Genomic DNA, 13,822 nt, shown 5'->3' with positions numbered 1-13,822 from the left:
TCCCTTTTCTACATCTTTGATTTCCTCTCCCAATTTGGCAAAATCTGCCGATAAAATGGATGGAGCAATTTTTATCATATTAATACCTCGGCTTTCTATCTTTTATCTCTTCTACGAATGTTAAGTAATGCTCATATCGGTATTGTGGAATTTCTCCTTTTTCAACAGCCTCTTTTACTGCACATTTTGGTTCTTTGACATGGGTGCATCCTCTGAATTTACAGCTACTACTTCGTTCACGCATCTCCGGGAAACAGTATGAAAGATCTTCTACCTCAATACCTGTAAAATCTAATGAGCTAAAACCAGGAGTATCTGCTACAAAACCTGTACCTACTGAAATAAGTTCAACATGTCTTGTTGTATGCTTTCCTCGACCTAAATGGGAAGAAATATCATTCGTTTTCAATTCTAGATCAGGTCTTAATACATTTAATAAAGAAGATTTCCCCACCCCTGATTGACCTGCAAAAACTGAAATATGGTCATTTAAATATGGTAACAGATCATTTTCAACTGTTGATTCGACCGTTGAGGTTAATAAGACGGTATAGCCTGCATTTTCATAATCTTTTGCATAAGACTGAACTTCTCCTCTTATTTTTTCAGAGGATATAAGATCTATTTTACTAATAACAATGAGTGGAATGATCTCATTTGCTTCAATGAGTACAAGAAATCGATCAAGAAGCGTTGTACTAAAATCAGGCTCTACTGCAGAAAATACAAGAATAGCCTGATCAACATTACAAATAGGTGGTCTTACAAGTTCATTTTTTCGTTCAAAGACTTCAAGAATATATCCTTCCAAGTCATTTTCAGCTTGATATTTTACCTCGTCGCCTACAAGAGGTGTAATCTTATTCTTCCTAAAGACACCTCTACCTCTACACTGAACTAATTTCTCTTGATCTTGAACATAGTAAAAACCACTAAGAGCCTTCACAATTTTCCCTTGTGGCATGGATAACCTCCTTGGATGTGTTCCGATAAATTATAGTGCATATTTACTAAAGGCTATGCAAACATTAAAAAAACTCTTTGCTAGTTAGAATTCTCAATCGTCGTTAATTTCTATTCCTCTGGATACGGAATAGTCTCAGTTATTACAATTTTATTATCCACAGTAATCTGATAAAAAGCTTTGTCATTTGGTGGGATTGTAAATTCTAATGTTTTTACCCGAGGACTAGTAATCGTAAAGGTTTCAAATACGTCTGAAATAGTGTGTTCTTCATCGTCGATTGAAATCTTCACTTCCAACTCTTTGCCCTCTTCTTCCGTTTCATAAGGAATTGTTACTGTTTTTGTTACTGTTTTAGAAGGCTTAGGCTCCGGGCCAAGAGAATAGACAACCTCTAATGTTGTTTCTTTTGGTACAACTTCTGTACCGGCCTTTGGACTTTGCCTGATGAGTGATCCTTTCTCCACTTCTGCAGAATACTCATCATCAACATTAACACTAAACCCTGTTTCTGAAATATATTTATTAACTTCTTCCTTTGTTTTCCCAACCAAATCCTCTATTTTTACTAGTTTCGGCCCTTTACTAACCGTAAATTCTACCACCGTGTCTTCTGGTACAACTTCTTCTCCTATTTCAGGATTTTGGGACAAAATGTTACCAGCAGGTTCAGTCTCACTGTATTCTTCCTTTACAACCTCTACTGTAAAGCCCTTCATTTCAAGAATAGAGGTAATACGGTCAATTTTTCTCCCTACATAATCCTCTAATACCACTTTTTCTTTTCCTATACTTTCATAGATTGTAATAGTAGAGCCTTCCTTGATGATTTCATTTGCCGTTGGTTCTGTTTTAATAACATACCCCTCTTCAACCTCTTCGTCTGTTACAAGCACTGGATCCGCCACTTCAAATCCACTATCAAGCAATATGTTTACAGCTTCTTCGTAGGACTTTCCTGTGACGTCCGGAACCTCAACATCCTTAGGAAGGAAAAAGGAAGGAATGATTGTAAAAGCAGCTATACCTGCAACAAGTAAAATCAAAAATACTGAAACGATAAAGGTAGCAAGCTTGCTTTTCTTCTTTTTCGGTTTCTTTTGCTTTTTTTCTTTTTTACCGTTGTCTTCCTGATTGAAATTATGAATATTCTCGTTAGTAACAGGTTTTCTGACAATGGTGTCTTCTACCTTATGTTCATTAAAGTTCTCATTTGTAATGATTGGTATAGCCTTGGTAGCTTCATCATCTTCAGGTATAGAAAAACGTTCCTCAGAAATTCTACTAACATCAAAGGCTGTTTCAAGATCCTTTTCCATTTCTTCTACTGAATCATAACGGTGAAAAGGATCCTTAGCCGTTGATCTTAAAATTATGTTTTCAATACTTTGAGGTATGTCAGGATTCCATCTTTTAGGGGATGGAGTTTCTGATTGCAAATGCTTAAGGGCAATTGAGATAGCTGATTCTCCATCAAACGGCAATCGTCCAGTTAATAACTCAAATAAAACAATACCAATAGAGTAAATATCTGATTTTTTATTAGCCAGTCCACCTCTAGCTTGTTCAGGTGATAAATAGTGAACCGAGCCTAATACCGAATTTGTTTGTGTTATGGTCGTTGAACTCAACGCTGTAGCAATTCCAAAATCTGTTACCTTCACATTTCCATGATGGTCAATAAGAATATTGTGCGGCTTTATGTCTCTATGAATAATTTGATTATCATGTGCATGCTGAATGGCCGATGCAATTTGCACCATAATATTCACTGCTTTTCTAGGATGAACTGGTGCAAACTGTTGTATGTATTGTTTTAAAGTTTGGCCTTCTACGTACTCCATAACAATATAATAAATACCGTCCTCTTCACCAACATCATATATACTAACGATATTTGGATGCGCCAAACTAGTTGCTGATTGTGCTTCTCTTCTAAATCGTTTAATAAATTCATCATCATTGGAAAAATCAAAGCGCAACACCTTCATTGCAACTTCGCGTTCTAGAATCATGTCTCGGGCTAGGTAAACGTTAGCCATGCCACCGCCACCTACAACTTCTAGAATTTTATAACGACCACTAATTCTTTTTCCTATTAGCACGGTTCTTCACCTAATTTATTTGTCGACTTTTTGAGCATGATAATGGAAATATTATCTTCCCCTCCATTATCATTTGCCATTTGTACTAAATGGTTTGCCGTATGAGACAAATCTTTAGAATGAAGTAACTCACGCTCCAAGGTTTCGTCAGATATTTTATTTGATAATCCATCAGAACAAAGCAATAGCACATCATTTTCCTCTAGTTCAATTGTTCTAACATCAAGATCAACCGTTTGTTCAGTTCCAAGTGCCCTTAAAAGAACATTTTTACGAGGATGATGTTCTGCATCTTCCTTAGAAATTTGACCTGATCTTACCAATTCGTTAACAAGTGAATGATCTTGGGTAACTTGTTTAAAGCCACTGTTATTTAAAAGGTAGCAGCGACTATCTCCGATATGACCGATGGTGGCAAAATTAGGTGTAACCAAGACTCCAACTATTGTTGTGCCCATTCCTTGACATTCCGAATTAGTTAGAGAATGCTCATAAACAGTTTTATTCACTTCTTTGACTTTTTCGGTTAACCAAGCTTCAGCATCACTTGGTCCATTAATTGTTGGGGCTTGTTCCCATAATTCCTTAAAAGTAGAGATTGTCATTTGACTTGCAACATCTCCAGCCAAATGACCACCCATACCATCTGCTACTATTGCTAATATCCCCGTTTCATTTTCAAACACGCCAACACTATCTTCATTATGTTGTCTAACCTTTCCCCTATCAGTCAAAAAAATGTGTTCCAAAATGGTCACCTCGTCTCCTCTTTACGCTCCTTAGCTCGAAGTTGGCCACACGCTGCATCAATATCATGTCCTTGTTCTCTTCTAGTTGTCACATTAACACCGTGCTTTTTAAGCGTATCTTCAAATAGTTTGATTTGCTCTTTTGGTGTACGAACATAATTTCTTTCAGGTACATAGTTAACTGGTATTAAATTAATATGACATTTTAACCCTTTCACTAATTGTGCAAGTTCTTCAGCATGCTCTACCTGATCATTTTCTCCACCAAATAATCCATATTCAAAACTTACACGTCGTCCAGTCTTATCTACATAGTATCTTACTGCTTCCATAAGATCTGGTAGCTTGTATGCTTTATTAATCGGCATTAGTTTAGTTCTCAACTCAGTATTTGGTGCATGTAGAGAAATTGCAAAGTTAATTTGTAGCTTTTCATCAGCAAACTTATAGATTTTCGGAATAATTCCACTAGTAGAAACTGTAATGTGTCTAGCTCCAATATTTAAGCCTTTATCATGATTAATAATTTTTAAAAATGACATCATTTCATCATAATTATCAAAAGGCTCACCTATTCCCATAATCACTACATGACTGACACGCTCTTCAAATTCGTCAAGGGCTTGTTGAACTTTTACAACTTGAGCAACAATTTCACCAGCTTCTAAATTTCTTTTTAAACCACCTAAAGTTGAAGCACAGAATGTACAACCAATTCTACACCCAACTTGTGTAGTTACACATACAGAATTCCCATATTCATGTCTCATTAAAACTGTTTCAATAGAGTATCCATCATGAAGTTCAAAAAGAAACTTAATTGTCCCGTCTTTTGAAGTTTGTTGAATTAACGTATTTAATGTTGTTAAAGTAAAATTCTCACTTAATAGTGTTCTTAAGCCCTTTGAGAGATTTGACATATCCTCAAAGCTTGTTGCACGCTTTGTATATAGCCATTCAAAAATCTGGTTCGCTCTGAACGCTTTTTCTCCATGATCTTTTAGCCAATCTTCAAGCTCATGAAGTTCTAAAGAATAAATGGATGGGTTGCTCTTCTTCTCTAAGTTGTCTTTTTTAATCCTCGTTGCTTTTGCTTGTTCCAATTTTAACCCTTCTTTCGTAAACATACTATATAAAATCCGTCTGTTCCAAAGTAATGTGGTAACAGTTGTACTTCTCCACCCTTAAAATATGGATGAAGTTTTTCAGGAAAATGATGAATTGCACCCTGATCAAGTTCAAACTCAGGATGATTTTTTAAGAATGATTGAATAACATCCGTGTTTTCTTCTCGGTCAATTGTACATGTACTATAAACTAACACACCATTACTTTTTAATAAAGGGGCAACAGCATGTAAGATATTTTTCTGTAACTCAGCAAGCTTTAGAACATCTTCAGGAGATTTTGTATATTTTATATCCGGCTTTCTTCGAATAACACCAAATCCCGAGCATGGCGCATCTACTAAAATTCGGTCAAACTTATCTTTTTCAAAACGGTCTCCTGCAAGTCTACTGTCTAAAGCCTCTGCTTGAATATTTGTTAAATCAAGTCTGTCTGCTTGTTGTTTAATTAGCTTTACTTTATGCTCATGTAAATCCAATGAGTGAACAGTACCTGTTCCTTCCATTCTTTCAGCTATATGAGTAGACTTTCCTCCAGGTGCAGCACAAGCATCTAAAACTGTTTCACCAATTTGTGGATTCAGCGCTCTTGCAACCAGCATTGAACTTTCATCCTGAATCGTTAAAAACCCTTCAGAGAACGCATCAGTCAAAGCAAGGTTTCCTTTTGTCCCTTTAATTGCATCAACTGCTAGATCACCATGTTCTACACCTACACCATTTTGGTTTAATGTCTTCATTAGTTCATCAACAGTCATTTTTGTTTGATTTACACGGGCAGTTTGTGATGGTGGTGTTAAATTAGCTTCACACATTTTTTCTGTTTCTTCATATCCATACTGATCTATCCACTTTTCTACTAACCATTTAGGGTGACTCGTTTTAATCGAAAGTCTTTCAACAGGATCAGCAATCTGATTTATATCTGATAAACCCTCTCTTTGTAGCGATCTTAGTACACCATTGACAAAAGAAGAGATTCCCTTATGACCTCTTTTTTTAGCAATTTCTACTGCTTCAAAAAAAATTGCTCGCTCAGGTACACGATCCAGATAAACCATTTGATAAACCGAGATGCGAAGCAAAATTCTTACCCACGCATCGATTTTTTTTGATTTCTTTAAAAAGTTCTCTAAATAATAATCAAGGGTATCTTTTCGTTGTAAAGTTCCATATACAATTTCAGTTAATAAAGAAATATCTTTTGTATTTACTTGATATTTCTTTATCATAGAATTTAAAAGTAAGTTACTATATGCTTGATTTTTCTCGATTTGAAGTAATGTTTCAACAGCCACATCACGTACGGTCATTTTGTTTTTCATCTTCATCGCCTAATTTCTCACCAACTGTCATTGTGGTCCCTCTTAAATAATCTTCCCCACGCATTCTTTTTTTACCTGAAGGTTGTAATTCCGTTATTTTTATCGCAGTATCATTTCCTGTTGCAACAACAAACCCATCTTGGTCAAATCCAATAATCGTTCCTGGTGTGGATTCATTTTTATTTACCACCTTCTCACTCCACCATATTTTTAATGGTTGATCTTGAAAGCTAGTGAACGCAACAGGCCATGGGTTAAGTCCTCTTATTTGGTTATATATTTCCTCTCCAGGCTTTGTCCAATCAATCTTTTCTTGTTCCCTTTTAATATTAGAAGCAAAAGTAGCTTTAGAATCATCTTGCTTTTGCGGTTCTATTTTTCCTTCTAATAGTGGTGGAATAGTATCTATTAAGAGCTTAACTCCTGCTTCACTAAGTTTGTCATGAAGAGTACCTACTGTATCCTTTTCATCAATTTCCACTTCAGCTTGTGTTAAAATATCGCCAGCATCCAGCTTTTCAGCCATATACATGATGGTAATACCTGTTTTAGTTTTCCCTTGTAAGATCGAATAATGAATTGGTGCTCCACCTCTTAATTCTGGTAATAGTGAAGCATGAACATTAATACATCCATGTTTAGGGGCTTCTAAAAGCTCTTTAGGTAAAATTTGGCCAAAAGCAGCTGTTACAATTAAATCTGGTTCCAATTCTAAAACAGTTTCAACTTCATGACGTATTTTTTCTGGTTGAAGAACCTTAATATTATGTTTTTCAGCTTCAACTTTAACAGGAGGAGGAGTTAATGTTTTCTTTCTTCCTTTTGGTCGATCAGGTTGAGTAACAACTCCTACAACATTATAGCCCTCTTCAACCAGACTTCTTAAAACCGGAACAGAAAAATCAGGTGTTCCCATAAAAACAATTTTTGTCATTACGTTCATCCTTCCGCATTTTCAAGATCTTCTTCGTCTAAATATTTTTCTACTTTTGATGTAAATAAAATTCCCTCTAAGTGATCCATTTCATGTTGAATCGCCCGAGCAAGAAACCCTTCAGCCTCGATTACTTTCACTTTTCCTTTACGATTACATGTACGAACTTTTACATAATCCGCCCGGCTTACTTCGCCAAATAAACCTGGAAAGCTTAAACATCCTTCAGGACCTGTTTGCTTACCACGATGCTCTATTATTTCAGGGTTAATTAACTCGATTGTTCCGTGGTGATCATCTATATCAACAATCGCAATTTGTTGAGAAATGCCTATCTGTGGTGCGGCTAAACCTACCCCATCATTTTCTATCATGGTATCGTACATATCAGCTAAAAGCTTTGTTAATTTTTTATCAAAAACTGTTACTTTGTCACACGGCCTTTCTAATACCTCATCCGGAAACATAACAATTGGTTTTACAGCCAAAAAAATTCCTCCAAACGTTTACAGATCTTTATTAAAATTTAATTATGTATGGAATGGTAGAAACAGAGTATTTCTGAATTCAACCATTCGGGTATTGCTTAAAATATATAATTCTTGATGATTGCTATTTATAGCTAAGTAAGTATGGATTACATCATAGTGTTTGGACTTAAATCTATCGTAATCGCTAGATCATCTGAACTCATTTCTTGCTGGAAATGATCAATGATTTTGCGTAAAGTCTCATGTAAGTTGTTTTCCCGTTTGTATTTTACCATGCATTGATATCGATATCTATCTTTGATCCTTGGGATAGGTGATGCGACTGGTCCGAGGATTTTTGTTGTGTTCGATAAATTTCTGTTTAAGTACTGAACGATTTTTTCCGTTACAGCAACTACTTTTGTAATTTCTGGATGAGAAATTGTTATAAGTGTTAAATAATAATACGGTGGGTATGCATGGGATTTTCGAAGAAACATTTCTTGTTCAAAAAAAGCATCATAATCATACTGACTTGCTAATTGGATACTATAATGTTCTGGTGTATATGTTTGAATGATAACTTCACCAGGAAGCTCATGTCTTCCCGCTCTCCCACTTACTTGTGTTAATAGCTGAAATGTTTTTTCAGAAGCTCGGAAGTCAGGTAAGTGTAGCATTGTGTCGGCAGTTAAAACTCCAACTAATGTTACATCTGGAAAATCAAGGCCTTTTGCAATCATTTGTGTACCTAGTAAAATATCCGCTTCTTTATTTCCAAACTTTGTTAGTAATTTTTCGTGAGCACCTTTTCTTCCAGTTGTATCAACATCCATTCTGATAATCCGAGATTCTGGTAACACCTTGACCAATTCCTCTTCAACCCTTTGTGTACCTGTTCCAAAGAATCTTATGTGTTCACTTTGACATTCCGGACAAACGTTTGGCATATGTTCTTCATGTCCACAATAATGACATTTAAGCTGTTGCCCATATCTATGGTAAGTTAGGGATATATCACAGTGTGGGCATTGAATGACAAACCCACAGTCACGACACATAACAAACGAGGAGTAACCTCTTTTATTCAGAAATAAGACTGATTGCTCACCCTTTTCTAGTCTTTCAGTTAACTTTTCTATTAAAGAGGTTGAAAACATTGAACGATTTCCATTTCGCAATTCTTCTCTCATGTCAACAATATCAACAGTTGGCATCGACCTTTTATTCACACGCTCTTTTAAAGAAAGAAGCTTGTACACACCTTTTTGAGCACGAGCAAATGATTCTAACGTTGGTGTTGCACTACCTAGTACAACCGGACAATGGTGATTTCTAGCCCGATAAATGGCGACATCTCGAGCATGATATCGAGGATTCTCCTCTTGTTTATAACTTGATTCATGTTCTTCATCAATAATAATCATACCTAGGTTTTCAAATGGAGCAAAAATCGCCGACCTGGCACCTACAACTAATTGAACTTCTTTACGCTGTATTTTTCTCCATTCATCATATTTTTCTCCTGTTGAAAGTCCACTATGAAGAACAGCCACTTTTGAACCAAATCTTCCTTTAAATCTATTTACCATTTGTGGTGTGAGCGAAATTTCTGGAACTAGGACGATCGCTTCCTTTCCATTTTTCAACACTTCTTCAATCGATTGAAGATATACCTCGGTTTTTCCACTTCCTGTTACCCCATACATTAGAAATACATGATGTTCATTTTCTTCTATTGAAGATAGAATAGGCATAATCGCTTGCTGTTGTTCATCATTCAATAAAAGAGCATTTGTTTTCTTGAATTCACGGTCTTGATAGGGGTCACGATAAACCTCTTGATATTTTTCACTTAAAATTTCTTTTGCAATTAATGCTTTAACAGAGGCATCTGATACATTCGTTGCTGCTAATAAATCTTGTAAAGTAATCGTCTTCACTTCGTGATCTTTAAAATATTGCAACACTTCTAATTGCTTTTTAGCGTTAACAGGTATGTTATTCATCTTATCTTCCAACTCGGAAAATGAAACATTAAGATTAATCATTTTAATTCTTTTTTTATTTCCCTTTTGTTTTACTTTATAGATAAGCTCCACATACCCATTTTCAATATCTTTTTGTATCGTTTTTAAAGAGACAGCTTGTTCGATCTCTTTAAAATCAACTTGACTTTGTTTTTGAAAAAATGGTTTTAATTGATCAGAAATGTTAAGAAAATGTTCATCTTGTGTTAGAGATAACACCTTTTCATATTTCGCCTTCATAGCGGCTGGTAGCATGGCTTGAAAGGCAGAGATCTTAAAACATAGTGTTTTTTCTGTTAACCAGTGACCAACCTGTAATAGCTCTTTTGTTAAACAAGGCGTTAAATCCAGACATTCAGTAATCGATTTTAAACGTTTAAAATCAGAATGTTCTTTTGTCTCAACTACAAAACCTTGGACCTTTCTTGGGCCAAACGGTACAACGACCCGCATACCTGGTGTTAAGAAGCCTTGCCACTCTTCAGGTATTTTATAATCAAAGGACCGATCTGTTTGCATTGAAGGAACATCAACGATTACACTCGCATACTTCATCATTTAACATCCTTTAGCATGTCATTAACTTTTAATAGTATGTTTTTAGCCACTTCTTTTTTTGACATAAGTGGAAGTTCCATTTTGTTTAAGGATTTATCATAAATTGTCACAATATTTGTGTCTGTTCCAAACCCTGCTCCTTCCGTTGTGACATTATTAGCCACAATTAAGTCAAGGTTTTTAGTTGCCAATTTCTTTTTGGCATACACATCAAGATCATTTGTCTCTGCGGCAAACCCTACTAACAATTGATGTGATTTTTTCTGTCCTAGCTCTTTAAGGATGTCTGTCGTTTTAGCAAGTTCAATTGTTAAATTTTCATTTTGTTTTTTTAGCTTTTGCTCATGTATGTTTATTGGTCGGTAATCTGCCACAGCAGCTGACTTGATAACAACATCTATGTTCGGATAACGTTTAATTACTTGCTCATACATCTCTTGTGCTGATTCAATTTTAATTGTTGTAACATTTGGTGGTGGTGTTAATGAAGTCGGTCCTGTTATTAGCGTTACATTTGCTCCAAGCTTTGCAGCCTCCTCAGCAATTGAATAGCCCATTTTACCTGTAGAATGATTCGTAAAATATCTTACGGGATCTACCTTTTCTCTCGTTGGACCAGCAGTTACCATTATGTTAAATCCACTTAATGGCGTTCCAAACTCCTTTTGTTCAAAGAAATTCGTCAACAAAGAGACTATTTTTTCAGGTTCTTCTAATCTACCTTTCCCTACATATCCACAAGCTAAAAAACCTTCACTAGGCTCAATAAAACGGTATCCAAATTCGTAAAGTGTTTGGATATTTTTCTGTACAGCTGGATGGTCGTACATATGTACATTCATTGCTGGGGCGATCCACACATTTGCTGTGGTAGCTAATAATGTTGTGGTCAACATATTATCAGCGATCCCATTAGCAAGTTTCCCAATAATATTTGCGGTCGCTGGAGCTACAAGAACAAGATCTGCCCAATCTGCAAGGTCTATATGAGCAATAACTTTTGAATTTTTTTCATCAAAAGTGTCATAATACACATCATTTCTTGAAAGTGCTTGAAATGTTAAAGGTGAAACAAACTCAATGGCTGAATCACTCATAATAACCTTTACTTCTGCACCAGCTTGTACCAATTTACTAGTTAATGCCGCAGCCTTATATACAGCAATGCCCCCACTTACACATAATAATATTTTTTTTCTTGATAACATGACTCCCCCACCTACTCACATCATTTTATTGTTTAAATTGTTAGGTTGAAAAATATCATACACCCTGAAAAAAATAACAACCTAATTCTAGGTTGTTATCATATAAACCATTATTTTTCAGTTCGTTTGTAATTTAATAGTCCAGCATTAATTTCTTCAAGGGCTTTTCCAACATACTTATATGAAACCGGCTTTGCGATCTGTTGATCACTTAACTCCTGCATTTCACGAGCACGTTTAGCTGCAACTGTTACCAACGTGTACTTAGAATCTAATTTATTCATTAAAACATCAATAGATGGATATAACATATTATTCAACCTCCAGAATTTTTTTATATCTAGGTGCTACTCGTTCACGACGGCAATGTTCTGCTGTAACAATCGCTTTAATTCGATCACAAGCAAATAAAACATTATCATTTTCTACGACATAGTCATAGGCATCCATCATGATAATTTCTTCCTTTGCTACCTTCATACGATTGTTAATAAGTTCTTCTGACTCAGTACCTCTTGTAACTATTCTGTTTTTAAGCTCATTTAGGCTCGGAGGACTTAAAAAGATAAAAAGTCCTTCAGGAAATGCATTTCTTACCTGTAAGGCACCTTGCACCTCTATTTCTAAGAACACATCCTTACCCTCACTCAATGTTTTTTCTACATAATCAACTGGAGTACCATAATAGTTTCCTACGTATTCCGCCCATTCAAGCAACTTATTTTGAGTAATTAATTCCTCAAATTCCTCTCGAGATTTAAAGAAATAGTCAACTCCATCCACTTCTCCTTCACGTGGTTTTCTCGTTGTCATTGAAATCGAATATTCAAATGCTGTGTCCTCTTGTGAAAATAACTCTTTTCTAACCGTTCCTTTTCCTACACCTGAAGGCCCTGATAGGACGATTAATAATCCTCTTTCTTTTATCAATGCTTCTATTCCCTACCCTTCATCTGATACATCATCTTTATTTGAAAGCCTTTGAGCAACTGTTTCCGGCTGAACAGCAGAAAGAATAATATGATCGCTATCCATAATAACAACTGCTCTAGTCCGACGGCCGTATGTAGCGTCAATTAACATACCTCTGTCTCTTGCGTCTTGAATAATTCTCTTAATTGGAGCTGATTCAGGACTAACAATGGAAATAATTCGATTAGCGGAAACAATGTTTCCAAAACCGATATTAATAAGTTTAATGCTCATAAATATGCTCCCCCTGGTTATAGACAAAACTATTTTTGCCTTTTAAGCCCTTTTATAATCAATGGTTATTAAACCTATTCAATATTTTGAACTTGTTCCTTCAATTTTTCAATAATACTTTTTAATTCGACAACATTTTTTGCAATTGCCCCGTCATTTGCTTTTGAACCAATTGTGTTTGCCTCTCTATTTAGCTCCTGAACAATAAAATCCAATTTTCTACCAACTGGTTCTTTTGTTTGTAGCGTTTGCTTAAATTGATGAACATGACTATGTATTCTAATAATCTCTTCGCTAATATCTACTTTATCAGCAAAAAGGGCCACTTCCGTTAATATACGTGTTTCATCAATTTTTCCTGATACAAATTCAGAAACACGTTTACTTATTCTTTCTCGGTATTGATCTACCACTAGAGGAGCCATATTTTGAAGGTCAGCATTAATCTCAGTCAACAAATCCAACCGCTTATCAATATCAAGAGCTAGTTGCTCACCTTCTACTTTTCTCATATCTGCTAATTGCTTTACAGCTACTTCGATAAGTTGAATTAACTCATCTTCAACCTCATCGCTCGACATTGCTTCCTCACGTATCTCCATACTCTCTCCTAGTGAAAGAATATGATTCAAAGAAAGATCATCCTTAATGGAGAAGCGTTCCTTTATTTGCTGTAATGACTCAGTATATTGATCTAACAAACCCCAATCAATATGAATTGTTTTTGATGACTGTAATTCACCCTCGAGGTTAATATAAACCTCTATTCGTCCACGACTTATGTATGTTGATATAAGTTTTTTAATTTTATCTTCAATACTTAGTAATTGCTTTGGCATTTTAATATGAATATCCAAAAAACGATGGTTAACCGACTTCATTTCAACCGTAAAAAGACAGGACTGTATCTGACCACTTGAACGGCCAAAGCCAGTCATACTTAGTACCACTATGTATCACATCTCTTTCTCATACAAACTTATTGGTCCATCAGCTTTATAACCTAGTATTGATTCGAGGTACAAGGTATATTTACGGGCAGTCTAACTCATTTAACGCTTATGTATGTATAATTGCTTACAGTACCACTAAAAAAGAAAAATTCAATAAGTAAGGTAGCTCTATATAATAAAATAGCATGTATAT

The 13,822-nt window shown here is 35.5% G+C and carries 13 protein-coding genes and 1 pseudogene; all 14 read right to left on the bottom strand.

From position 1 onward, the window contains the following. A pseudogene (locus tag ACEWK1_RS21640) lies at window positions 1-78 on the bottom strand (ribulose-phosphate 3-epimerase); the annotation flags it as partial. A gap of 1 nt (window position 79) precedes the next feature. Next, window positions 80-964: a ribosome small subunit-dependent GTPase A gene (rsgA, locus tag ACEWK1_RS21635; protein WP_212134492.1), complete on the bottom strand. Its 885-nt coding sequence runs from the start codon at window positions 962-964 to the stop codon at window positions 80-82. A 110-nt stretch (window positions 965-1,074) separates the two neighbouring features. Then, complete coding sequence (pknB, locus tag ACEWK1_RS21630) at window positions 1,075-3,069, bottom strand: Stk1 family PASTA domain-containing Ser/Thr kinase (protein WP_121661369.1); 1,995 nt, start codon at window positions 3,067-3,069, stop codon at window positions 1,075-1,077. Further along, the gene (locus tag ACEWK1_RS21625) at window positions 3,063-3,818 is read right to left on the bottom strand and encodes a Stp1/IreP family PP2C-type Ser/Thr phosphatase (protein ID WP_121664934.1); all 756 of its coding nucleotides are present in this window, start codon (window positions 3,816-3,818) and stop codon (window positions 3,063-3,065) included. The genes pknB and ACEWK1_RS21625 overlap by 7 nt, the downstream gene beginning before the upstream one ends. 5 nt (window positions 3,819-3,823) lie before the next feature. Further along, complete coding sequence (gene rlmN, locus ACEWK1_RS21620) at window positions 3,824-4,945, bottom strand: 23S rRNA (adenine(2503)-C(2))-methyltransferase RlmN (protein WP_212134489.1); 1,122 nt, start codon at window positions 4,943-4,945, stop codon at window positions 3,824-3,826. After that, window positions 4,924-6,276, bottom strand: a complete 1,353-nt coding sequence (rsmB, locus tag ACEWK1_RS21615; RefSeq protein WP_212134487.1) for a 16S rRNA (cytosine(967)-C(5))-methyltransferase RsmB — start codon at window positions 6,274-6,276, stop codon at window positions 4,924-4,926. Before rsmB ends, rlmN begins: the two co-directional genes overlap by 22 nt. Next, the gene (fmt, locus tag ACEWK1_RS21610; RefSeq protein ID WP_212134485.1) at window positions 6,245-7,204 is read right to left on the bottom strand and encodes a methionyl-tRNA formyltransferase; all 960 of its coding nucleotides are present in this window, start codon (window positions 7,202-7,204) and stop codon (window positions 6,245-6,247) included. Before fmt ends, rsmB begins: the two co-directional genes overlap by 32 nt. Window positions 7,205-7,209: 5 nt before the next feature. Continuing rightward, window positions 7,210-7,692: a peptide deformylase gene (def, locus tag ACEWK1_RS21605; RefSeq protein WP_212134483.1), complete on the bottom strand. Its 483-nt coding sequence runs from the start codon at window positions 7,690-7,692 to the stop codon at window positions 7,210-7,212. 149 nt (window positions 7,693-7,841) lie between these two features. Then, complete coding sequence (priA, locus tag ACEWK1_RS21600) at window positions 7,842-10,259, bottom strand: primosomal protein N' (protein WP_121661364.1); 2,418 nt, start codon at window positions 10,257-10,259, stop codon at window positions 7,842-7,844. Continuing rightward, window positions 10,259-11,470: a bifunctional phosphopantothenoylcysteine decarboxylase/phosphopantothenate--cysteine ligase CoaBC gene (gene coaBC, locus ACEWK1_RS21595; RefSeq protein WP_212134481.1), complete on the bottom strand. Its 1,212-nt coding sequence runs from the start codon at window positions 11,468-11,470 to the stop codon at window positions 10,259-10,261. The genes priA and coaBC overlap by 1 nt, the downstream gene beginning before the upstream one ends. A 110-nt stretch (window positions 11,471-11,580) precedes the next feature. Next, window positions 11,581-11,781 carry a DNA-directed RNA polymerase subunit omega gene (gene rpoZ / locus ACEWK1_RS21590; RefSeq protein WP_121661362.1) on the bottom strand — a complete coding sequence of 67 codons (201 nt, stop codon included), beginning with the start codon at window positions 11,779-11,781 and terminating at the stop codon, window positions 11,581-11,583. A gap of 1 nt (window position 11,782) precedes the next feature. After that, a complete protein-coding gene (gene gmk, locus ACEWK1_RS21585) occupies window positions 11,783-12,397 on the bottom strand; it encodes a guanylate kinase (protein WP_121664933.1) in 615 nt (204 codons plus the stop codon). Between the two features lie 15 nt (window positions 12,398-12,412). Next, window positions 12,413-12,676, bottom strand: a complete 264-nt coding sequence (gene remA, locus ACEWK1_RS21580) for an extracellular matrix/biofilm regulator RemA (RefSeq protein WP_121661361.1) — start codon at window positions 12,674-12,676, stop codon at window positions 12,413-12,415. 74 nt (window positions 12,677-12,750) lie between these two features. Then, on the bottom strand, window positions 12,751-13,614 hold the full coding sequence (locus tag ACEWK1_RS21575; protein ID WP_285849019.1) for a YicC/YloC family endoribonuclease: 864 nt from the start codon (window positions 13,612-13,614) through the stop codon (window positions 12,751-12,753). Window positions 13,615-13,822: the final 208 nt, after the last annotated feature.

Origin of the sequence: Metabacillus sp. YM-086 (assembly GCF_048059995.1) — a bacterium.
GTDB lineage: Bacteria > Bacillota > Bacilli > Bacillales > Bacillaceae > Metabacillus > Metabacillus litoralis_B.
Note: the sequence above shows the minus strand (reverse complement) of the source record. Positions and strands in the feature narration are given on the sequence as shown.

Excerpts from the sequence above, each read along its gene's own strand:
- priA (WP_121661364.1), bottom strand. The coding sequence starts at position 10,259 with ATGAAGTATGCGAGTGTAATCGTTGATGTTCCTTCAATGCAAACAGAT.
- ACEWK1_RS21575 (WP_285849019.1), bottom strand. The coding sequence starts at position 13,614 with ATGACTGGCTTTGGCCGTTCAAGTGGTCAGATACAGTCCTGTCTTTTT.
- remA (WP_121661361.1), bottom strand. The coding sequence starts at position 12,676 with ATGAGCATTAAACTTATTAATATCGGTTTTGGAAACATTGTTTCCGCT.
- coaBC (WP_212134481.1), bottom strand. The coding sequence starts at position 11,470 with ATGTTATCAAGAAAAAAAATATTATTATGTGTAAGTGGGGGCATTGCT.
- rsmB (WP_212134487.1), bottom strand. The coding sequence starts at position 6,276 with ATGAAGATGAAAAACAAAATGACCGTACGTGATGTGGCTGTTGAAACA.
- fmt (WP_212134485.1), bottom strand. The coding sequence starts at position 7,204 with ATGACAAAAATTGTTTTTATGGGAACACCTGATTTTTCTGTTCCGGTT.
- rsgA (WP_212134492.1), bottom strand. The coding sequence starts at position 964 with ATGCCACAAGGGAAAATTGTGAAGGCTCTTAGTGGTTTTTACTATGTT.
- rpoZ (WP_121661362.1), bottom strand. The coding sequence starts at position 11,781 with ATGTTATATCCATCTATTGATGTTTTAATGAATAAATTAGATTCTAAG.
- rlmN (WP_212134489.1), bottom strand. The coding sequence starts at position 4,945 with ATGTTTACGAAAGAAGGGTTAAAATTGGAACAAGCAAAAGCAACGAGG.